Raw genomic sequence first — 20,422 nt, 5'->3', positions numbered from 1 at the left:
GTCGTGGGCAGCTCGCCGCGGTGGATCTCCTGAGGAACCTACCGAGATCCAGAACCCTGTCAAGGTGGCGTCGGTGCAGGTGGGAGCCGTACGTGCAGGTCACCCGCGCACCATCGGTCCCGTCTGTACCGTTCGGACCGGCGTGTCGTCGCGCGTGTCGCCGGATCGGGTCGAAGCGGGCGGTTCCGGTCGCCGGAGCGCGGCCAGGAATTCACCCGCTCGGACCACGCCCCGCCCTCAGAACGTGTCGTGCAGCACCACGCCGGCGCGCACCGTGCGCAGGCACGTGGGGGGCGCCGCGTCCGCCGAGAGGTCCGGCAGCAGCGGGATCCCGGCCCGCGCGTCCGCGCTCCACGACGAGAAGCTCCCCTCGGCCGACTGCACCGTCAGGTGCTCGGCGCGCCAGACGGCCAGGTGCGCGGGCGACCCCACGCGGAGCTCGCCGGCGCCGGTGTGGTCGAGCCCGGCGACGCGCCAGCCGCCGCGCGTGGACGCCCGGAAGGCCGCGCGCGCCGAGATCCGCTGGTCGGCGGCGTGGTGCGCCACCGCGGCACGCACGCCGGCCCACGGGTCGACGGCGGTCACCGGGGAGTCGGAGCCGAACGCGAGCGGCACGCCGGCGGCGGCGAGGTCGGCGAACGGGTTGAGGGCCGCGGCGCGGCCCGCGCCCAGCCGGGTCGCGTACATGCCGTCGGTGCCGCCCCAGGCCGCGTCGAACGCCGGCTGGACGCTCAGCCGGACCCCGAGCAGCACGAGCGCCGCCAGGGTCGGCGCGTCGATCATCTCGGCGTGCTCGAGGCGGTGGCCCATGCGCGCGATGGCGTCGGGTCCCTCCACGTCGACCGCGGCCCGCAGGCCCAGCAGCAGCTCGTCCATGGCGCGGTCGCCGATGACGTGGAAGCCGCCCTGGACGCCGGCGCGCGTGACGGCGGTCAGGTGGTTGCAGATCTGCTCGGCGGTCAGGTACAGGACGCCCTGGTCGCCGGGCGCGTCGGCGTACGGCGCCCGGACGGCGGCGGTGTGCGAGCCCAGCGAGCCGTCGACGTTGAGGTCGCCCGCGATCCCCGTGAGCCCCGGGATCGCGGCGAGGATCTCGCGGGCGTCGTCGACCGTCACGCACTGCTCGCCGCGGTAGGCCACCAGGTGCGGCAGCCCGTCCCGGGGGTCCGCCGTCAGCTCGAGCAGCTCGACCAGGCCCGCGCGGGTGTCGATCGACGGCGCGCTGTGCTCGTGCACCGAGACGACCCCGCGAGCGGCGGCGTGCGCGAGCGCCCGCCGGTACAGGGCCGTGCGCCGCTCCGGCGAGACCGCACGGGCGGCGTCGCGCGCGGCGTGGTGCGCGTCCCGCTCGACGCGACCGTCGAAGCTCCAGCCCGGGAGCAGGTCGAGACCGGCATCGCGCGACAACGCGCTCGAGACGACGGCCGAGTGCACGTCGACCCTGGCGAGGTAGACGGGCGCGCCGCCCGCCGCCGCGTCGAGCTCCTCGCGCGTCGGCGGCCGGCCCTCGGGCCAGCGCAGCTCGTCCCAGCCGAAGCCGAGGACCGTGCCGCCGGGCTCGAGGGTCGCGGCGACCCGGTGCACGGCGTCGAGCGCGTCGGACAGCGAGTGCACGCCGCCCTCGGGCGACAGGTCGATGCTCTCCAGCGCGAGGCCCGTCTCCAGCACGTGCACGTGGGCGTCGACGAAGCCGGGCGCGACGAGCGCCCCGTCGAGGTCGATCACCTCGTCGGCGCGCGAGACCATGCCGTCCGCGGTGTCGTCCGCGCCGAGCCAGACGACCGTGCCGTCGTCGACGAGCAGGGCCTCCGCGAACGGGTCGGCGGAGGTGTGGATGACGCCGTGGCGATAGAGGGTCGAGCTCACACCGGCACACGATAGGGCAGGTCAGCCGTGCTAGACCGACGAGTAGGCCACCACCCCGTGCCGCAGCGCCTCGACGGCCTGCCGCGCGGTGTCCCGGACGCGCTGGTGGGGGGCCGCCTGCGACACCTGGTCGAGCACGTCGATGACCTGCTTGCACCACCGCACGAAGTCGCCCGCGGACAGCTCGCTGCCCTTGAGCACCGCGTCGAGGCTGCGCCCGGCCGCCCAGCGGTGCACCGCCTCGACCAGGCCGGCGTCGAGCGGCTGGATGGTCTCGACCTTGTGCGCGGTCTCGAGGTCGTCGAGCTCCGACCAGGCCCGCACGGTCGCGTCGAGGGCCACCCCGAGCCGGCTGTTCGGCCCGCCGGGGATGCGCGGCTCGCCCTGGTCGTCCCGCCGCGAGCGGTAGACCAGGGTGGAGACGGCGGCCGCGAGGCCCGGCGCGTCGAGCTCGTCGAAGACGCCGCGCCGCAGGCACTCGGCCAGCAGGAGGTCGTTCTCGGCGTACAGCCGGCGCAGCCAGCGGCCGTCGTCGGTCACCTGCAGGACGCTGCGGCCGGCGTCGTCGGACGTCTGCTCGAGGTAGCCGAGCCGCTGGAGCACGTCGCAGATGCGGTCGAACACGGCCGCGATCGACCCGGTCCGCCCGGCGATGCGCGCGACCAGGGCGTCGTGCTCGCCCGCCAGGCGCGCCCATCGCTCGGCCCACCGGGCGTGCTCCTCGCGGTCCGGGCAGCTGTGGCACGGGTGCGCGCGCAGCCGTCGCCGCAGGGCGGCGAGCTCCGCGTCGTCGGCGGCCGCGCACTGCCCGCCCTTGGGGCGGTCCTTGCGGGTGGGGCCCCGGTCCGCGCCCACGGACGACCGCAGCGCCGCGGCGAGGTCGCGGCGAGCGGCCGGCACGCGCGCGGTGAAGCCCTTGGGCACGCGCAGGAACCCGACCGTGCGCACGCCCGTCCCGACGTCCGCGACCGTGAGCTTGCGCACCTGGCGGTCGACGGTGAGCACCGTGGGCCGGGGACCGTCGAAGCCCCCGTCGCCGCCCGGGTCGATGACCACGGCGTGCCCGGACCGCCGGCCCACCGGGATCTCCAGCACGTCCCCGACCCGCAGGCCCTCCAGGGTGCGCGCCACCTCGGCCCGGCGCGCCTGCGCCTCGGCCCGGGTCAGGTCCTTCTCGCGCGCGGCGATCTCGCGGCGGAGGGCCGCGTACTCGGCGAAGTCGCCCTGGTGGCACACCATCGCGCGGGCGTACCCCTCCAGGGCCTCTGCGTGGCCCTGTGCCTGCCGCGCGAGGCCGACCACGCCCCTGTCGGCCTGGAACTGCGCGAAGGACGTCTCCAGCACGTCACGGGCCCTGTCGCGGCCCACCTGCGCCACCAGGTTGACCGCCATGTTGTACGTGGGGCGGAAGCTGGACCGCAGCGGGTACAGCCGCTTGGACGCCAGCCCCGCCAGCTGCACCGGGTCCAGGCCCGGGTGCGCGACGACGACCGCGTGCCCCTCGGTGTCGATGCCGCGGCGGCCCGCACGCCCGGTCAGCTGCGTGTACTCCCCCGGCGTGACGTCGACGTGGTTGGAGCCGTCCCACTTGACCAGCTTCTCCATGACCACCGACCGGGCCGGCATGTTGATGCCCAGCGCCAGCGTCTCGGTGGCGAACACGACCTTGACCAGGCCGCGCGAGAACAGGTCCTCGACCGTCTCCTTGAACAGCGGCAGCATCCCGGCGTGGTGCGCGGCGACCCCGCGGGACAGCGCGTCGCTGAACTCCCAGTAGCCGAGCACGTCGAGGTCCTCGGGCGGCACCGCGGCGCAGCGCTCCTCGACGATCCGCCGGATCTCCGACTGCTCGGCCGGCGAGGTGAGGCGGACCCCCGCCGCCAGGCACTGCTGCACGGCGCCCTGGCAGCCGGCCCGGGAGAAGATGAACACGATCGCCGGCAGCAGCCCGTCGCGGTCGAGCGCGTCGACCACGGCGAACCGCGGCGTCGGCCGGCCGCCGCCCGGTCGGGCGCCGCCTCCGCCGGGCCTGGCCCCGCCCCGCCCCCGGTAGCCCCGGTCCCCCGGGCCGCGACGGCCCTGGCCGGGTTCCTCGCGGTTGCTGCGCCGCAGCAGGTGCGTGAGGTCGGGGTTGATCGGGGGGTCGACGCCGGGGTCGGTCGGGTCCACGTGGCCGGCGTACAGGTCCAGCAGGTCGCCGCGTACCAGCACGTGCTGCCCGAGCGGGACCGGACGGTGCTCGCTCACCACGACCGTCGTGTCGCCGCGCACGGTGGCCAGCCAGTCGCCGAACTCCTCCGCGTTGGACACGGTCGCGGACAACGAGACCAGCTGCACGTCGTCGGTGAGGTGGATGATCACCTCCTCCCACACGGGCCCGCGGAACCGGTCCGCCAGGTAGTGCACCTCGTCCATGACGACGAACCCGAGACCCTGGAGCGTCGTCGAGCCCGCGTAGAGCATGTTGCGCAGGACCTCGGTGGTCATGACGACGACCGGCGCCTCGCCGTTGATCGTGGTGTCGCCGGTGAGCAGGCCCACGCGGTCGGCGCCGTAGCGGCGCACCAGGTCGGAGTACTTCTGGTTGGAGAGCGCCTTGATCGGCGTGGTGTAGAACGCCTTGCGCCCGGACGCCAGCGCGAGGTGCACCGCGAACTCGCCGACCACGGTCTTGCCGGCCCCGGTCGGCGCCGCGACCAGGACGCCGCTCCCCCGCTCCAGCGCCTGGCAGGCGTCGATCTGGAACTCGTCGAGCGGGAAGCCCAGCAGCTCCCGGAACTGGCCGAGCTCGCTGCGGTCGACCTCGGCCCGTCGCCGTGCCGCCGCGTAGCGCTCGGCGGGCGAGGGCTCGGTCTCGGACGAGCGAGTGTCTGTCGACGGGGGGCCGGTCTTGCGGGAGCGGGACACCACAGGCACACCCTAGGCACACGCCTCGGGCGGCGGCCCGCACGCCGCGCTCAGCAGAGGATGGACAGCGCCCCGGGGTCGACGGTGACCCGCAGCGGCAGGGGCCCGATCCGCTCACCGTCGGCGAACGCGACCGGCGGCAGCGGCCCGAGGTCGGTCAGGGGTTCGATGAGCACCGACCGGCTGCGCAGGATCTGCACGGACGGGTGGCCCACGTGCCTGCCCTGGTAGATGCCGGGGAAGATCTTGACGATGCCGGCCTTGCTGAACGGCCCGGCGACGACCACGTCGAGCAGCCCGTCGTCGACGAGCGCGTCGGGCGCGATCTGGAGCCCTCCCCCGAAGCACGGCACGTTGGCGACCGCCACGAGGCTGCCGGCGGACTCCCAGACCGAGTCGTCCAGCGTCACGCGGTAGCCGTAGGGCCGGAAGCGCCCGAGCTCCGCGGCGAGCGCCCGCACGTACCGGCCGGAGCCCTTGGGCCAGGTCATCTCGTTGGCCCGGGCGTTGACCGTGGCGTCGAACCCGCAGGACAGCACCCCGACGTACCACTCGTGCGCCGCGTGCTCGGGCGATCCCACGCGCACGGCGTCGACCCGGCGCGGCCCGTCGAACAGCCCGTGCTCGATCGCGGCGACCGCCGCCTCGACGTCCCCCCGCGGCAGCGCCAGGGTGCGCGCGATGTCGTTGCCCGTGCCCGCCGCGACGATGCCGAGCGGCAGCCCGGTGCCCGCCACGACGTTCACGCCGAGGTGCGCCATGCCGTCGCCGCCGACCACCACGAGGGCGTCGAGCCCCTGCACGGCGGCGGCCCGCGCCCGGTCGGTGGCCTGGGCGAGGGTGGCCGCCGACAGGTCCTCGACCTTGTGGCCCCGGGCGCGCAGCAGGTCGTGCGCCTGCCGCCCCGCGTGCGTCCCGCGACCCTTGCCGGCGGTCGGGTTGACCACGACGCCCAGGTGGATCACGCGGTCGCCCCGGCGCCGCCAGGCTCGTCGTCCATCGTCCCGTCGAGGCGCGGCAGGCCCGCCGCGATCCGCTGCCGGTCGACCCGGCGGTCGTGCAGCACGCACACTCCCAGCGCGACGAAGTAGAGGCCGCAGATGGGCAGGGCGACCGCGAGCATGGTCATGGCGTCGGGCGTCGGCGTCATGACGGCCGCGAACACGAACGCGATCATCACGGCCCAGCGCCAGCCCCGGCGCCAGGTCGCCGCGGTGCCGATCCCGGCGAAGTTCAGCGCGACCATGACCACGGGCAGCAGGAACGCCAGCCCGAAGGCGAGCATCAGCCGCATCACGAAGCCCAGGTAGGTCTGCGCGTCGATGAGGTTGGTGGCGCCCGTCGGGGTGAACTCGGTGAGGAGCTTGACCGCGTTCGGCAGGGCCCACCACGCGACGAACGCGCCCGCGAGGAACAGGGGCACGGCGACCCCGAGGAACCCGAAGGCGTACACGCGCTCACGGTGGTTGAGCCCAGGCGTGACGAAGGCCCAGAACTGGTACAGCCACCACGGGCTCGACAGGATCACGCCGAGGAAGAACGAGACCTTCACGCGCATGTCGAACGAGGTGGCGATGCCCGAGAAGTTCAGGGCGATCAGGCTGCCGCGCTCCTGCGCCACGTGCACGATGGGCTGCTGCAGCGCCGTGAAGACCGGGTCGTAGAGGAACCAGCCGATCACGGCGCCGACGACCACCCCGATCGCGGCGAGGAAGATGCGGCGGCGGAGCTCGACCAGGTGTTCTCGCAGCGGCATCCGGCCGCCGGGCTCACCCCCGCGGCGGGCGTTCACGCGCGGATCAGGCCTTCGGCGGGGCGTTGCCCTCGGACGGCTCGTCGGCGGGCCGGACGGGGGTCACGTACTGCGGCTCGACCGGGGCGGGGACGACCGGGGGTGCGCTGACAGGCGGCGCCGCGGCGACCGGCGGTGCGGCGGGCGGCGTGGCCGGGCCGGCGTCGTCGGTCCGCAGGTCCTTGACCTCGTTCTTGAAGATCTTCATCGACTGGCCCACGCTCTTGGCCAGGTCGGGCAGCCGCTTCGCGCCGAAGAGCAGGACGACCACCAGCAGCACGATCAGCACGTGCCATGCGGTCAGGTTTCGCAACACGTCGAGTCCTCCGTCGGAATGTCGATGACCGTGTGATCGTACCCGCGTCACCTGAGGATGGAGCGCAGGCCGTCAGCTCCAGTACGCACGCCAGCGCAGCCGCGTGGCGGCCCGGCGCTGCTCGCGCTCGGCGCGCCGGTCGGCCGCCTCCGCCCGGAGCTCCGCCCAGTGCTCCCACAGCGGCTCCGGGTCGGCGAACAGGGTGGGACCCGTGTCGACCGCGGCGCGGGCCGCCTGGAGCTCGTCGACCCGGTCCGCCAGCTGCGACGCCGTGTCGGCCGCCCGGGACAGCTCGCGGCCCAGCGCGACCACCGACCGCCAGAGCCGGCGCCCGAGCAGGAACGCCCCACCCAGGGTCGCCAGGACGAGGATCGTCCACACCGAGAACCACAGCACGGTCAGCCCACCTCCTCGTACGCCCGCAGCGCGGCCCGCGCGGCGGCCGCGACCTCCTGCGCGATCCGGGCCGGGCGGACGTCGAGCACGTCGTCGGCGACCTGGAGCACCAGGTGCCGCAGCCAGGCGTGCTGCACCACCCGCAGATCGACCTCGAACGAGCCGTCCTCGAGGTTGCGCACGGCGTCGACGGGCGTCGTCTCGACCACCCACCGTGCCTGGCTGGCCAGGTGGAGCGTCACCAGCTCGCCCTCGGCGCCCGGCGAGAAGACGTCGGCGCCGTCGGGCACCTGGTGGTCCGCGGCGGGCGTGTCGAGCACGGTCGCCGCGAGCACGCGGTCCACGCGGAACAGCCGCTCGCCGTCGACCAGCAGGCACCAGCCCAGCAGGTACGAGCGCTCGTCGTCGGTGACCAGGCGGATCGGGTCGACGTCGCGCTCCGTGGTGACGTCGGACGCGTTCACGTAGCGCAGGTGCAGCCGGCGGCCGTGCCGCAGCGCGGTGGCGACCGCGGCCGCGACGTCCGGTGCGGCGTCGACCGAGAGCCGGACGTCCACGGCGGCCGCCGCGTCCCCGGTGGCGGCGCTCAGCTTGGCCAGCGCGGAGCGCAGCACCGCGGCCCGCTCGGGGTCCAGGGCGTCCCCCAGGGCCGCGTCCACGGCGCGCAGGGCGGCGACGAGCGCGACGGCCTCGCGCGCACCCAGCCGCAGCGGGCGGGTCATGCCGCGGGACTCCGTGAGGCGCACCACGCCCTGCTCGTACGAGGCGGCGTCGAAGTCGATGAGGTCGTGCGGGTAGTAGCCGGGCGTGCCCGTGACCCACAGGGTGTCGATGTCGTCCATCACCTGCCGGGTGCTCACGCCGAACTGCGACGCGATCGCCTCGACCGACACGTCGTCGTGCCGGTCGAGGTACGTGATCATGCCCAGCATCCGCAGGAGCCGGTCGCTCGCGCGCTCAGCCATCGGTCCGCACCCCCTCGTCCAGCGTGGCGGCGGTCTGCAGCAGGTGCAGGACCGAGGCGCGCAGCCCCGGCGGCGCGAGCACGACGACGGCGTCGCCGTAGCCCACCAGCTCCTCCGCGAGCTCCCACTCGGCGCGGAACGGCACGTGGACGATGTCGCGGTGGACGTGCGTGCGCACCGGCTCGTCGGGCGGGGCCGGGACCGCGCGGGCGCGGGCGGCGCTGGCGCGCTCGGGCAGGATGGCGAGCGTCGCGATCCGCTCCGGCCCGCTCGCCCACGTGCGCAGCGCGTCGGCCAGCTCCTGCGCCGACGGGGCCGTGAACGAGCCGGGCTCGCCGACGGTGCGCACGACCCCCTCCACCCGGCTCAGCCGGAACGAGCGGCTGGCGCCGCGGTCGCGGTCGCGGCCGACGAGCACCCAGCCGCCGCGGCGCGCCAGCAGCTTCCACGGCTCGACCGTGCGCTCGCGGACCTCGCCCGTGGTGGCTGCCCGGTACGTGAACCGGACGGCCTGGCGCGCCTGCACCGCGTCGACCAGCGGGCCGAACGCGCCCCCGCCCGCCCGGACCCGCGGCGCGAGGCCGGCCACCAGGTCCGTCGACTCCGGGGCGTCGCCCACCGCGCGCAGCTTGGTGAGCGCGCGCGTCGTGTCCGCCCGGACGGCCTGGTCCTGCCAGACCTGCGCGGCCATCGCCAGCACGCCGAGCTCGGCCGCGGTGAGGTCGAGCGGGGGCAGCGCGTACGCGTCGAGGTCGACCCGGTAGCCGATGTCGTCGCCGTGCCCCGCGTCCGTGACCGTGAGGATCGGGATGCCGAGGTCGCGCAGCGTGTCCTTGTCGCGCTCGAACATCCGCTCGAAGGCGTCGTCGGACGGCGCCTCCTGGTAGCCGGCCACGCTCGTGCGCACCTGCTCCTTCGTCATCCGCCCGGCGGTGTTGACCAGGGCGATGACGAGGTTGAGCAGGCGTTCGGCGGGGGCGATCTGGGCGGCCATCGGGCACCACCGTAGTGGCCGGTAGCGTGGGCGCGTGATCACGTGGCGTGCGGGTGTCGTGGTGTCGCTCGGGGCCACGTGGCCCGGCGCCGCCGAGGTGACGGTCGAGCTCGAGGCCCCCGTGGGCACCGCGACCGCCGGCGACGCCGTCCGCGCCCTCGCGTTCCCGGAGCTCGTCGGCAGCCCGGAGATCGGCGACCGCGTGCTGCTCAACGTCTCGGCGCTGGCCCGCGGGCTGGGCACCGGCGGCTACGCGCTGGTCATCGCGCTGCCCGACCGCCCGCGCGCCGACCCGCCCGAGGGCCCCGGCCACCTGGTCAAGGCCCGGTACACGCCGCTGCAGGCCATGGTGCTGGGGGTCGACGACCAGGAGTCCCCGCACCACGAGCTGCTGCGCGACGCCGACGACCTCGGCGGGCTGCCGGTGGTGGTCGCCGACCTGCACTCGGCGCTGCCCGCGATCGTCGCCGGAGCCCGGTACGCCGCGGCGCGGGCTGGCCGCCCGGCTCCCAGGGTCGCGTACGTGATGACCGACGGCGGCGCGCTGCCCGCGTGGTTCTCCCGGACGGTGGCCGGCCTGCGGTCGGCCGGGTGGATCGAGGCCTGCGTGACCACGGGCCAGTCGTTCGGGGGCGACCTCGAGGCCGTCACGGTGCACACGGGCCTGCTGGCCGCGCGGCACGTCGTCGGCGCCGATCTCGTGGTCGTCGCGCAGGGCCCGGGCAACCTCGGCACGGGCACGCGCTGGGGGTTCTCCGGGGTCGCCGCGGGCGAGGCGGTGAACGCGACGGGCACCCTGGGCGGGCGGCCGGTGGCGTCGCTGCGCGTCTCCGGTGCCGACCAGCGCGAGCGGCACCTGGGCGTGTCCCACCACTCGCTGACCGCCTACGGCCGGGTGGCGCTCGCGCCCGCCGACGTCGTCGTGCCGACGTTCGACCCCGGCCCGCTCGAGGAGCTCGGGCGGCGCGTCGTCGCGCAGGCCGCCGCGCTCGGGGCGCGGCACCGGCTGGTCACCGTGCCGGCCGACGAGGAGCTGGTCCGCGCCCTGGAGGGCTCGCCGGTGCGCCTGTCCACGATGGGACGCGGGCTGGTGGACGACCCGGCGGCGTTCCTGGCGGCGGCCGCCGCCGGCGTGCACGCGCGGGACCTGGTGGGCTGACGCCCGCGCGTCAGTCGTCGCGCGGCGTGGTGGTGTGCATCGCCACCAGGGTGGCCAGGCGGCGGGCCTCGGCGTCCGCGAACGCGCCGTCCGCCCGCTGGATGCCCATGACCGCGAGCGTGTCCCCGTCGGCCAGGTCCAGCTGGACCCACGGCCGGCCCGACCCGAACCGCACCGACACGATCTCGGCCCACTCGAGCCGGCGCGTGAAGACGAGGTTGCGGACCGTCAGGCCGTCGTCGTCCGCCCGTGCGACCACCGACGCCTGGCGCCAGAGGAACAGCGCGATGAGGCCGCCGACGATCGCGAACCCGAGCCGGTCGCCCGTCGTGAGGATGGACAGCGCCAGCATGATCGCGATCGTCAGGGCGACCACGACGACGGCCATGACCAGGGTGACGACGCGGGCGAGCCGCGGCCGGAACGGGGAAGTCAGCGCGTCCACGCCTGTCCCCCGCTCACCGCTCAGAGCCGGCACGCGTGGATCGACGTCACGAGGATCGCGCGCGCACCGATGTCGTACAGGGAGTCCATCACCCGGTTGGTCTGGTCGCGCCGGACCATCGCGCGCACGGCCGCCCAGTCGCGGTTGTGCAACGGCGAGACCGTGGGCGACTCGAGCCCGGGCGTGATCGCGACCGCCTGGTCGACCAGGCCGAGCGGCACGTCGTAGTCCATGAGGACGTACTCGCGGGCGGTCAGCACGCCCTGGATGCGCCGCGTCAGCACGTCGAGGCCTGCGGGCTCCTCGCCGTCCGAGCGGCGGACCAGCACGGCCTCGGAGCGCAGGATCGGGTCGGCGAAGATCTCCAGCCCGGCGGCGCGCAGCGTCGTCCCGGTCTCGACGACGTCCGCGATCACGTCCGCGACGCCGAGCTTGATGGCCGACTCCACGGCACCGTCCAGGCGCACGACGCCGGCGGGCTCGATGCCGAGCGACCGCAGGTACGACCGCACGAGCACCGGGTAGGACGTCGCGACGCGCCGGCCGCCCACCTGCGCGACGTCGGTCCACTCCCCCGCCGTCCCGGCGAACCGGAACGTCGAGCGCGCGAACCCGAGCGGCAGGTGCTCGACCGCCGCGGACTCCGAGTCGAGCATGAGGTCCCGCCCGGTGATCCCGACGTCGACCGTGCCGGCCCCCACGTACACGGCGATGTCCCGCGGCCGCAGGAAGAAGAACTCCACGTCGTTGTCGGGGTCGGGCAGCACGAGCTCGCGGGAGTCACGACGCTGCCGGTAGCCGGCCTCCTTGAGCATCTCGACGGCGGGCTCCGACAGGGAGCCCTTGTTCGGGACGGCGATCCTCAGCACGGTCGTTCCTCTCAGAGGTGGGTGTACACGTCGGCGAGGGTCAGCCCGCGCGCGATCATCAGCACCTGGAGGTGGTAGAGCAGCTGCGAGATCTCCTCGGCGGTCCGCTCGTCGGACTCGTGCTCGGCGGCCATCCAGACCTCGGCGGCCTCCTCGACGACCTTCTTGCCGATGCCGTGCACGCCGGTGTCCAGCTCCGCGACCGTGCCGGAGCCCGCGGGGCGGGTGGCTGCCTTCTCCGAGAGCTCGGCGAACAGGGTGTCGAAGGTCTTCACGCGGGCACTCTAGACGGGAAGCGACTCAGGGTGCGTGGGGGTACCACGCAGCGCGCGCAGGGCGACCACGGTCGCGACGGCGGCCTCGGCGGCCTCGGCGCCCTTGTCCTCGTGCGAGCCCTCGAGCCCCGCGCGGTCCAGCGCCTGCTCCTCGTTGTCGCAGGTGAGCACGCCGAACCCGACCGGCACGCCGGTGCGGATCCCGACGTCGGTCAGGCCGAGCGTCGCGCCCTGGCAGACGTACTCGAAGTGCGGTGTGCCGCCGCGGATCACGACGCCGAGCGCGACGACCGCGTCGGCACCGCCCGCCGCCGCGACCTGCGCCGCGACGGGCAGCTCGAACGTGCCCGGGACGCGGACGATCGTCACGTCGTCGACGTGCGCCGCGGCGAGGGCCCGCTGCGCGCCCGCGAGCAGGCCGTCCATCACCACCGTGTGCCAGCTCGCCGCGACGACGACGACCCTCAGGCCGCTCCCGTCGACCGTCAGGGTGGGCGCTCCTGCACCGCTCATGCCAGGTCCTCCAGGTTCTCGAACGCGTGGTCGTCGTGGTCGGCGCCGGGGGTGGCCGGCGTCGCGTGCACGGGCGCGACCGCGATGGGCTCGCCCTCCGTGCCGGGCGGCAGGTGGAGCAGGTGCCCCATCGACGTCGCCTTGGTGCGCAGGTAGGCCTCGTTCTGCGGGGTCCGGCCCACCTCGAGGCTGCGGATCTCCGCGACGTCGATCCCGTGCGCGCGCAGCCCGGCCACCTTCGCCGGGTTGTTGGTGAGCAGGCTGATGCGCTGCACACCGAGGTCCGTGAGGATGGCCGCGGCGGCGCCGTACTCCCGCCGGTCCGCGGGCCACCCGAGGTCCAGGTTCGCCTCGACCGTGTCGCGGCCCGCGTCCTGCAGCGCGTAGGCGGCGACCTTGGCCAGCAGCCCGATCCCCCGGCCCTCGTGCCCGCGCAGGTAGATCACGGCACCGCCCTGCGCGGCGGCGAGCTCGAGCGCGGCGTCGAGCTGGGGGCCGCAGTCGCACCGCGCCGAGCCGAAGGCGTCGCCGGTCAGGCACTCGGAGTGCACCCGGACCACGGGCTCGACGGCCAGGCCCTGGGTGGGCACGAGCGCCACGTGCTCCGCGCCCGTGCGCAGGTCGCGGTAGCCGTGGATGCGGAAGTCGCCGTGCTTGGTCGGCAGGTACGCCGTGTGCGTGGCGTGCACGCGCTCCTTCGGCGGCGCGGCGACGGCGGCCTCGGCCGTCACGTCGTCGTCGTGCTCGGTACGCCACGCCACGATGTCCTCGATCGTCAGCAGCACGAGGCCCTCGGCCTCCGCCAGCGCCGACGCCACGTCGAGCCGGGTCATCGTGCCGTCGTCGTTCACCAGCTCCGCGATGGCGCCGACGGGCTCCAGGCCGGCGAGCCGGCACAGGTCGACCGCCGCCTCCGTGTGGCCCGCGCGGTGCAGCACGCCGCCCGGCACCGCCCGCAGCGGCAGCACGTGGCCCGGGCGGATGAGGTCCTCGCGGCCCGACGCCGGGTCGGCCAGCACCCGCATGGTCCGCGCCCGGTCCGCCGCCGAGATGCCGGTGGTCACGCCCGTCGCCGCGTCCACCGTGACGGTGTACGCCGTGCGGCGCGGGTCCTGGCTGTGCGGCACCATCAGCGGCAGGTCGAGCGCGTCGGCCCGCGACGCCGGCATGGGCGCGCACAGGTAGCCCGACGAGTGCCGGATGGTCCACGCGATCCACTCGGGCGTGGCGGACTGCGCGGCGAGGATGACGTCGGCCTCGTTCTCCCGGTCCGGCGAGTCGGCCACCAGCACGGGACGACCCGCGCGCAGCGCCTCCAGCGCCTCCTCGACGGTGCCCACCTTCACGCCGGCCGGGGCGGTCATCGCAGCACCCCCGCCGTCGACAGCAGCCGTTCGGTGTACTTGGCCAGCACGTCGACCTCCAGGTTGACCCGTGCGCCGGGCGCGAGCGTGCCGAGGGTCGTCGCCTCGAGCGTCGTGGGGATGAGGGAGACGCCGAACGACTCGTCGCCCACGTGCGTCACGGTCAGCGAGATGCCGGACACGGCGATGGAGCCCTTCTCGGCGACGTAGCGCGCGAGCTCGGGCGCGAGCCCGATCTCCACGTCGTCCCAGCGCGGGCCGGGCGACCGCGACAGGATCGTCCCGACGCCGTCGACGTGCCCCTGCACGACGTGCCCGCCGTACCGGCCGCCGACGGCCAGCGCCCGCTCCAGGTTGACCGGGCTGCCCACGCCGACGTCCTCGAGCGCGCTGCGGCGCAGGGTCTCCGGCATGACGTCCGCGAGGAACGTCCCGTCGCCGGGCAGCTCGGTGACGGTGAGGCAGACGCCGGAGACGCTGATCGAGTCGCCCAGGTGGGCGTCGGACACGACGAGCGGGCCGCGCACGCGCAGGCGCGCGTCGGTCCCGTCCGGACCGTGCACGATCTCCTCGACGGTGCCGATCTCCTCGACGATTCCGGTGAACATCAGGGCTCCTCCGTGGGGCTGGGCGGGTCGATGGTCGCGACGACGAGGACGTCGGGACCGAGCGGGATGACGGATCGGGTGGTGAGGCGGACGGCGTCGCCGATCGAGACGACGCCGAGGTCGGCCATCGCGGACGGCCCGGACCCGAGCAGGACCGGCGCGACGTACGCGTGCAGCTCGTCCACGAGGCCGGCCCGCACGAACGCGGCGGCGAGCGTGGGACCGCCCTCGACGAGCACGTGCCGGACGTCGCGCGCGTGCAGCTCGGCCAGCACCTGCGCCGGGTCGTGGGTGCGGAGGTGGACCAGCTCGCCGCCCGGGCCGCGCAGCCGCGCGTCCGCGGGCACGTCGCGGTGCCCGACGACCACCCGCAGCGGCTGGTGGCCGTGCAGCTCGCCGGCCGCGTTGCGCGCGGTGAGCGACGGGTCGTCCACCAGCGCGGTGCCGGTGCCGACGGCGATGGCGTCGACCTCGGCGCGCAGGTCGTGCGCGTGGTGGCGCGAGACCTCGGACGTGATCCACCGGCTCGAGCCGTCCGCCGCGGCGATGCGGCCGTCCAGCGACATGGCGATCTTGAGGGTCACGAACGGCCGCCCGCGCTCGACCGACGGCAGCCAGGCGCCCAGCACCGCGCGCCCCTCGGCCGTCAGCACGCCGGTCTGCACGTCGACGCCGGCGGAGCGCAGCCGCTCGACGCCGCCGGAGGCGACGGGGTTCGGGTCGTCCACGGACACCACGACCCGCGCGACGCCCGCCGCGATGAGCGCCTCCGAGCACGGGCCGGTGCGACCCGTGTGGTTGCAGGGCTCGAGCGTGACCACGGCCGTGGCGCCCTCGGTGGGCAGGCCGCGTGCGGCGGCGTCGGCCAGCGCGGCGACCTCGGCGTGCGGCGTGCCGGCGCCGCGGTGCCAGCCCTCGCCGCGGACCTCGCCGTCGGGGCCCAGCAGCACGCAGCCCACGCGGGGGTTCGGGTCGGAGGCCGGGCCGCGCAGCGCGAGCGCGAGGGCGCGGCGCATGGCCGTCAGCTCGGCGGCGGCGACGGGTGCGCCCGTGCCGAGGTCGGTGCTGGCCATGCGTCACCTCCGGGCGCGATGGCTCCGGGGTGAGGGCGGCAGGAAGAGTCCCGCAACCACGGCGCGACGGCGCCGCCACGTGATCCTCCCATCCGGACTTTCACCGTCGGTCCTGGAGTTCCACCAGGTCAACCGCCCGATCCTTGCGGACCGTGCGGGTCGCGGACTGTCACCGCCGGCTCGGAATTACACCGACCCCGGAGCACGTGTATGTGTTCGTACTGCGCCAACGATCATGCCACACGGCACATTCCCGCCGGGCGGCCCGACCGGTCAGGCGCCCGCGTCCGCCAGGCTGCGCAGGGCGGCGATCTCGGCCGCGACGTCGGGCGCGCCGTAGACCGCGGACCCGGCCACGAAGACGTTGGCGCCGGCGGCGGCGATGCGCCCGATCGTGTCGCGGGCGACTCCCCCGTCCACTTGGATCCAGGTGGACCCGCCGGACGCGTCCAGGGCGGCGCGGGCGCGGCGGATCTTCGGCAGCATGCCCTCGATGAACGCCTGGCCGCCGAACCCGGGCTCGACCGTCATCACGAGCAGCATGTCGAACTCCGGCAGCAGGTCGAGCAGGGGCTCGACCGGGGAGGCCGGCCGCAGCGCGATGCCGGCCCGCACCCCGCGGGACCGCAGCTCACGGGCCAGCCGGACCGGTGCCTGCGTCGCCTCGGCGTGGAACGTCACCGACGCCGCACCCGCGGCCGCGTACTCCGGCGCCCAGCGGTCGGCGTCCTCGATCATCAGGTGCACGTCGAGCGGCAGCGGCGAGACCTCGGCGATCCGCGTCACGACCGGCAGGCCGAGCGTCAGGTTGGGCACGAAGTGGTTGTCCATGACGTCCACGTGCACGTAGTCGGCCGCCGCGATCGCCTGGAGGTCACGCTCGAGGTTGGCGAAGTCGGCGGACAGGATGCTCGGGTTGATCAGCGCAGGCACCCGGCCAGCGTAGAGGCCTCAGGACGTGCGGCGGAGGAGCGTGAGGTGCATCGCGTCCGTGCCGTGCACGTGCGGCCACAGCTGGACGTCGGTGCGCGACTCGTCGAGGTCGACCGTGCCGTCGGGCGCGATCTCCCGGACGACGGCCTTGGCGTCGACGGCCTCGACGGCGATCCCCGACCGTCGGACGGCGTCCTTGACCACGAGCTGCGTCTCGACGAGGTGCGGCGAGCACGTGACGTAGGCGACGACCCCGCCGGGCCGGACCGCGCGCAGCGCCGAGACCAGCAGCTCGCGCTGCAGCGCGCTGAGTCCCGCCAGGTCGGCGGGCGTGCGCCGCCACCGGGCCTCGGGCCGCCGCCGCAGGGCGCCGAGGCCGGTGCACGGCGCGTCGACCATCACCCGGTCGTACGAGGCCGGCTCGTCGGTGCCGACCGAGCGCCCGTCGCCCGTGCGGACGTCCTCCACCGCGTCGGCGGGCACCGCGCGCAGCGCCTGCTCGACCAGCAGGGTGCGGTGCGGCTGCACCTCGTTGGCGACGATCCGGGCGCCGCGCTCCCCCGCGACCGCCGCGAGCAGCGCGGCCTTGCCCCCGGGCCCCGCGCACAGGTCGAGCCACCGCTCGTCCCGGCCGTCCAGCGGCGCCGCCGTCAGGGCCAGCGCGACCAGCTGGCTGCCCTCGTCCTGCACCCCGGCACGCCCGTCGCGGACGCTCGGCAGCGCCGCGGGGTCGCCGCCGGGCAGGATCACCGCGGTCGGGGTCAGCGCCCCGACCAGGCCCGCGCCCTCGGTCTCCTCGAGCACCTCGTCCTGGTCCACCAGCCCGGGGCGCGCGACCAGCGTGACGCGCGGTGCCAGGTTGTCCGCGGCGAGCAGCGCCTCGATCTCGTCCGCGGACCGCCCGTTGCCCGCCAGCGCCTCGCGCAGCGCCCGGACCACCCAGACCGGGTGGCTCTGCGTGACGGCCAGCCGCGCGAGGTCGTCGTCGCCGGCCGCCTCCGCGATCCGCTGCTCCCACTCCTGCGGCGTCGAGCGCCCGACGGTGCGCAGCACGGCGTTGACGAACTGCGACGGGCCCGTGCCCAGCTGCTCGCGGGCGAGCCCGACCGTCTCCGAGACCGCCGCGTGCGCGGGCACCCGCATGCCGAGCAGCTGGTGCACCCCGAGCCGCAGCACGTCGAGCGCGGGCGCGTCGATCGTGTCGACCGCGCGCGAGGCGGCCTGCGCGATCACGGCGTCGTACCGGCCCTGCAGGCGGAGCGTGCCGTACGCGAGCTCCGTGGCGAACGCGGCGTCGCGGCCGGTGATCCGGCGGTCCCGCAGCAGCGGCGGGAGCACCAGGTTGGCGTACGAGTCCGTGCCGGCGACCGCGCGCAGGACGTCGTAGGCGGCCGTTCGCGCGGGGTCGCTGCCGCGGCGACGCTGCGACGGAGCGGCGGCCGAGCGCTGCGTCCTGCCCTGCGAGCGGGCGGCTCCACGCTGCCGACCGCTCGCGTCGCGCCGGTCGTCGGCGGGACTCATGCGGCACCGCCGAGCACGGTGTCCGCGCCGAGGCGCGCGCCCCGGGCCCAGTCGGCCGCCGGCATCGCCCGCTTGCCCGGCGCCGTCACGTCGGTGAGCCGGACCGCGTGACCCCCGGTGCCGACGAGCACCTCCTTCTTGCCGACCCGCAGCTGCCCGGGGGCCAGGTCGGTCACGTCGGCGACGGGCACCACGGGCGCGATCCCGAGGCGCGAGCCGTCCGGCAGGGTGGTCCAGGCACCGGGCGCCGGGGTGCAGCCCCGGATCCGCCGGTCGACAGCGTGCGCGGGGTGCGACCAGCGCACCCGGGCGTCGTCCACCTCGATCTTCGGCGCGAGGCTGACCCCGTCGGTCGACTGCACGACCGGGCTGAGGATCCCGTCCTCGAGCGCGTCGAGCGTCTGCACCAGCAGGCCGGCGCCCGCGGTCGCCAGGCGGCCGAGCAGGTCGCCGGCCGTGTCCCGGGGGCGGATGGTCTCCGTGAGGAAGCCGAACACCGGCCCGGTGTCGAGCCCGGCCTCGAGCCGGAACGTCGACGCACCCGTCACCTCGTCGCCCGCGATGATCGCGTGCTGCACCGGAGCGGCCCCACGCCAGGCGGGCAGGACCGAGAAGTGCAGGTTGACCCACCCGTGCGCGGGGACGTCCAGCAGCGCGGGCGGGATCAGCGCGCCGTACGCGACCACCGGGGCCGCGTCGACGGCCAGCTCGGCGAGCCGGGCCTGGAAGTCCGCGTCCCGGGGGCGCTCGGGCGTCAGCACCTCGAGCCCGGCCTCCAGCGCCCGCGCCTTGACCGCGCTCTGCGCCGACGACCGGCCGCGTCCCGACCGGGCGTCGGGGCGCGTGAGCACGGCGACCACCTCGTGGCGGGAGGCGAGGAGCGCCTCGAGCGACGGCACCGCGGCCGCGGGGGTTCCGGCGAAGAGCAGTCGCATGCCGACGATCCTAGGTGCGCGCCAGGGCGAGCCCGCGCGCGACGAGGTCCGCGCGGAGGGCCTCCGCCGTGGTGAACAGGACCGCGTCGAAGCCCGCCGCCGCGGCCGCGGCGACGTTGGTGGCCGAGTCGTCGGTGAACACCGTGCGACCGGGCTCCAGCCCGTACCGCCGCGCCAGCAGCGCGAAGACGCGCGGGTCGGGCTTGGCCACGCCGGCCTCGCCGGAGACCAGCACGTCCTCCAGCAGCCCGATCGCGGGCGCCGCCGGCTCGGCCAGGTGGAACGTCTCCGCCGACCAGTTGGTGAGGCCGAGGAGCCGGAGGCCGAGCGCCCGCAGGTCGCGCACCAGCCGCTCCGACCCCGGCACCGGACCGGCCAGGGTGTCGGCGAAGTGCTCGACGTACAGGTCGAGCGCGGGCAGGTGCTCGGGGTCGCTGCGCGCGAGGGCGGCCCGCGCGTCCGCCCACGACCGGCCGGCGTCCTGGTGGTGGTTGAACGCCAGGAAGTCGACGTCGGTGAAGAACGCCTCGACCTCGCGCGCCGGGAGCCGGCCGACGAACGGGCGGCGGGGGTCCCAGCGGACGAGCACGTTGCCCAGGTCGAAGACCACGGTGTCGATCACGCGACCGGTCACCCGAGCTCGGACGGGTCGAGCTGCACCCGCACGGACCCGCCCTCGCGGCGCGCGCTGCGCACGGCCAGCGTGGCCGCGAGCCCGCGCGCCAGGGCCGCGCCCTGCGCCCGGGACACCCGGACGATCGCCCGGACGTCCGGCTCGAGGGAGCCCGCCTCGGGCTCGCCGACGGGCACGGGCCCGAGGATCTCGGCGTCCGCGAGCTCGAGGCGCGCCAGCAGGGTGTCGACGGCGTCGCGCGGTCCGGTGACCGCCGCCATCCGCACCGCGGGCGGCAGCCCCAGCTCGGCGCGCTCGGCCAGCTCCCGCGACGCGTACCCGGCCGGGTCCCACCGGACAAGAGCCTGCGTGGCGCGCTCCTCCGCGTCCCCGACGAGCACCACCGTGCCGCCCTCCGACGCCGGCCGGACCAGCGCCGCCGCGGTCAGCCACCGGCGCAGCGCGTCCTCGCCCGTGCGCAGGGACGCACCCGCGGTGCTCACGGCGGCGTCGAGCAGCAGCGCGGCCGCATAGCCCCCGGGCGCCACCGGCTCCGCCCCGGGGGTGGAGACGACCACCGCGGGGACGTCCTTGACGGTGGACAGCACCCCGCCGGCCGCGCGCGCGCCGGACACCCGCACGGGGACGCCCGGGAAGGCCCGGCCCAGCTCCTCGGCCGTCCGCTCCGAGCCGACCCGGACCGAGCGCAGGGCGCCGGCCCCGCACTCGGTGCAGCGCCAGTCGGTGGCCAGCCGGCCGCACCAGCCGCAGGTGGGGACGCCGTCGGCGGTGGTCAGGCCGAGCGGGCCGTGGCACACGCCGCAGCGGGCCGCGGCCCGGCAGCGCCCGCAGGCGACGGCCGGCACGTACCCGGACCG

At 75.8% G+C, this 20,422-nt stretch carries 20 protein-coding genes, 1 pseudogene and 1 riboswitch; of the genes and pseudogenes, 1 reads left to right on the top strand and 20 read right to left on the bottom strand.

Features of this window, described 5'->3' with window-relative positions; all coding sequences use genetic code 11:
* Positions 1 to 237: 237 nt before the first annotated feature.
* The 8 genes from AB5970_RS06205 to AB5970_RS06170 form a co-directional block, all read right to left on the bottom strand.
* Positions 238 to 1,866, bottom strand: coding sequence for an amidohydrolase (locus AB5970_RS06205; RefSeq protein WP_370503048.1), 1,629 nt, complete (start codon positions 1,864 to 1,866; stop codon positions 238 to 240).
* A gap of 30 nt (positions 1,867 to 1,896) precedes the next feature.
* A complete protein-coding gene (locus tag AB5970_RS06200; protein ID WP_370503047.1) occupies positions 1,897 to 4,776 on the bottom strand; it encodes a DEAD/DEAH box helicase in 2,880 nt (959 codons plus the stop codon).
* A 47-nt stretch (positions 4,777 to 4,823) separates the two neighbouring features.
* Positions 4,824 to 5,738 carry a diacylglycerol/lipid kinase family protein gene (locus tag AB5970_RS06195; protein WP_370503046.1) on the bottom strand — a complete coding sequence of 305 codons (915 nt, stop codon included), beginning with the start codon at positions 5,736 to 5,738 and terminating at the stop codon, positions 4,824 to 4,826.
* Positions 5,735 to 6,529 (bottom strand): twin-arginine translocase subunit TatC, encoded by a 795-nt coding sequence (gene tatC, locus AB5970_RS06190; protein WP_370503045.1) that lies wholly within the window; start codon positions 6,527 to 6,529, stop codon positions 5,735 to 5,737. The genes AB5970_RS06195 and tatC overlap by 4 nt, the downstream gene beginning before the upstream one ends.
* A gap of 43 nt (positions 6,530 to 6,572) precedes the next feature.
* Positions 6,573 to 6,881, bottom strand: coding sequence for a Sec-independent protein translocase subunit TatA (gene tatA, locus AB5970_RS06185; RefSeq protein ID WP_370503044.1), 309 nt, complete (start codon positions 6,879 to 6,881; stop codon positions 6,573 to 6,575).
* 72 nt (positions 6,882 to 6,953) lie between these two features.
* The gene (locus AB5970_RS06180) at positions 6,954 to 7,277 is read right to left on the bottom strand and encodes a hypothetical protein (protein WP_370503043.1); all 324 of its coding nucleotides are present in this window, start codon (positions 7,275 to 7,277) and stop codon (positions 6,954 to 6,956) included.
* A 2-nt stretch (positions 7,278 to 7,279) separates the two neighbouring features.
* The gene (locus AB5970_RS06175) at positions 7,280 to 8,242 is read right to left on the bottom strand and encodes a helix-turn-helix transcriptional regulator (RefSeq protein ID WP_370503042.1); all 963 of its coding nucleotides are present in this window, start codon (positions 8,240 to 8,242) and stop codon (positions 7,280 to 7,282) included.
* Entirely contained in the window at positions 8,235 to 9,236 is a 1,002-nt protein-coding gene (locus AB5970_RS06170; protein WP_370503041.1) for a helix-turn-helix transcriptional regulator, read from the bottom strand. The genes AB5970_RS06175 and AB5970_RS06170 overlap by 8 nt, the downstream gene beginning before the upstream one ends.
* A gap of 34 nt (positions 9,237 to 9,270) precedes the next feature.
* Between AB5970_RS06170 and AB5970_RS06165 the strand changes: the two genes are divergently transcribed.
* On the top strand, positions 9,271 to 10,395 hold the full coding sequence (locus AB5970_RS06165) for a DUF3866 family protein (RefSeq protein ID WP_370503040.1): 1,125 nt from the start codon (positions 9,271 to 9,273) through the stop codon (positions 10,393 to 10,395).
* A 10-nt stretch (positions 10,396 to 10,405) separates the two neighbouring features.
* Here AB5970_RS06165 and AB5970_RS06160 read toward each other — a convergent pair whose 3' ends face one another.
* The 12 genes and pseudogenes from AB5970_RS06160 to AB5970_RS06105 all read right to left on the bottom strand — a co-directional run.
* Positions 10,406 to 10,840, bottom strand: coding sequence for a PH domain-containing protein (locus AB5970_RS06160; protein WP_370503039.1), 435 nt, complete (start codon positions 10,838 to 10,840; stop codon positions 10,406 to 10,408).
* A 20-nt stretch (positions 10,841 to 10,860) separates the two neighbouring features.
* The gene (gene hisG, locus AB5970_RS06155; RefSeq protein WP_370503038.1) at positions 10,861 to 11,709 is read right to left on the bottom strand and encodes an ATP phosphoribosyltransferase; all 849 of its coding nucleotides are present in this window, start codon (positions 11,707 to 11,709) and stop codon (positions 10,861 to 10,863) included.
* Positions 11,710 to 11,720: 11 nt separating this feature from the next.
* Positions 11,721 to 11,984, bottom strand: a complete 264-nt coding sequence (locus tag AB5970_RS06150; RefSeq protein ID WP_056094875.1) for a phosphoribosyl-ATP diphosphatase — start codon at positions 11,982 to 11,984, stop codon at positions 11,721 to 11,723.
* A 9-nt stretch (positions 11,985 to 11,993) separates the two neighbouring features.
* Positions 11,994 to 12,497, bottom strand: a complete 504-nt coding sequence (gene ribH / locus AB5970_RS06145) for a 6,7-dimethyl-8-ribityllumazine synthase (protein WP_370503037.1) — start codon at positions 12,495 to 12,497, stop codon at positions 11,994 to 11,996.
* On the bottom strand, positions 12,494 to 13,861 hold the full coding sequence (gene ribB, locus AB5970_RS06140) for a 3,4-dihydroxy-2-butanone-4-phosphate synthase (protein WP_370503036.1): 1,368 nt from the start codon (positions 13,859 to 13,861) through the stop codon (positions 12,494 to 12,496). Before ribB ends, ribH begins: the two co-directional genes overlap by 4 nt.
* The gene (locus AB5970_RS06135) at positions 13,858 to 14,469 is read right to left on the bottom strand and encodes a riboflavin synthase (protein WP_370503035.1); all 612 of its coding nucleotides are present in this window, start codon (positions 14,467 to 14,469) and stop codon (positions 13,858 to 13,860) included. The genes ribB and AB5970_RS06135 overlap by 4 nt, the downstream gene beginning before the upstream one ends.
* A complete protein-coding gene (gene ribD, locus AB5970_RS06130) occupies positions 14,469 to 15,542 on the bottom strand; it encodes a bifunctional diaminohydroxyphosphoribosylaminopyrimidine deaminase/5-amino-6-(5-phosphoribosylamino)uracil reductase RibD (RefSeq protein WP_370503034.1) in 1,074 nt (357 codons plus the stop codon). The genes AB5970_RS06135 and ribD overlap by 1 nt, the downstream gene beginning before the upstream one ends.
* A 76-nt stretch (positions 15,543 to 15,618) precedes the next feature.
* A riboswitch (FMN riboswitch) is annotated at positions 15,619 to 15,751 on the bottom strand.
* A 64-nt stretch (positions 15,752 to 15,815) separates the two neighbouring features.
* Positions 15,816 to 16,475 (bottom strand): ribulose-phosphate 3-epimerase, encoded by a 660-nt coding sequence (gene rpe, locus AB5970_RS06125; RefSeq protein ID WP_370503033.1) that lies wholly within the window; start codon positions 16,473 to 16,475, stop codon positions 15,816 to 15,818.
* 18 nt (positions 16,476 to 16,493) lie between these two features.
* The gene (locus AB5970_RS06120; protein ID WP_370503032.1) at positions 16,494 to 17,996 is read right to left on the bottom strand and encodes an RsmB/NOP family class I SAM-dependent RNA methyltransferase; all 1,503 of its coding nucleotides are present in this window, start codon (positions 17,994 to 17,996) and stop codon (positions 16,494 to 16,496) included.
* Positions 17,993 to 18,931, bottom strand: a complete 939-nt coding sequence (locus AB5970_RS06115) for a methionyl-tRNA formyltransferase (RefSeq protein WP_370503031.1) — start codon at positions 18,929 to 18,931, stop codon at positions 17,993 to 17,995. The genes AB5970_RS06120 and AB5970_RS06115 overlap by 4 nt, the downstream gene beginning before the upstream one ends.
* Positions 18,932 to 18,941: 10 nt before the next feature.
* Positions 18,942 to 19,553: an HAD-IA family hydrolase gene (locus AB5970_RS06110; protein WP_370503030.1), complete on the bottom strand. Its 612-nt coding sequence runs from the start codon at positions 19,551 to 19,553 to the stop codon at positions 18,942 to 18,944.
* 8 nt (positions 19,554 to 19,561) lie between these two features.
* A pseudogene (locus AB5970_RS06105) lies at positions 19,562 to 20,422 on the bottom strand (primosomal protein N'); the annotation flags it as partial.

Origin of the sequence: Cellulomonas sp. ICMP 17802 (assembly GCF_041295535.1) — a bacterium.
In the GTDB taxonomy this organism is placed as follows: Bacteria; Actinomycetota; Actinomycetes; order Actinomycetales; family Cellulomonadaceae; genus Cellulomonas.
This window is presented reverse-complemented; position numbering and strand designations above follow the sequence as displayed.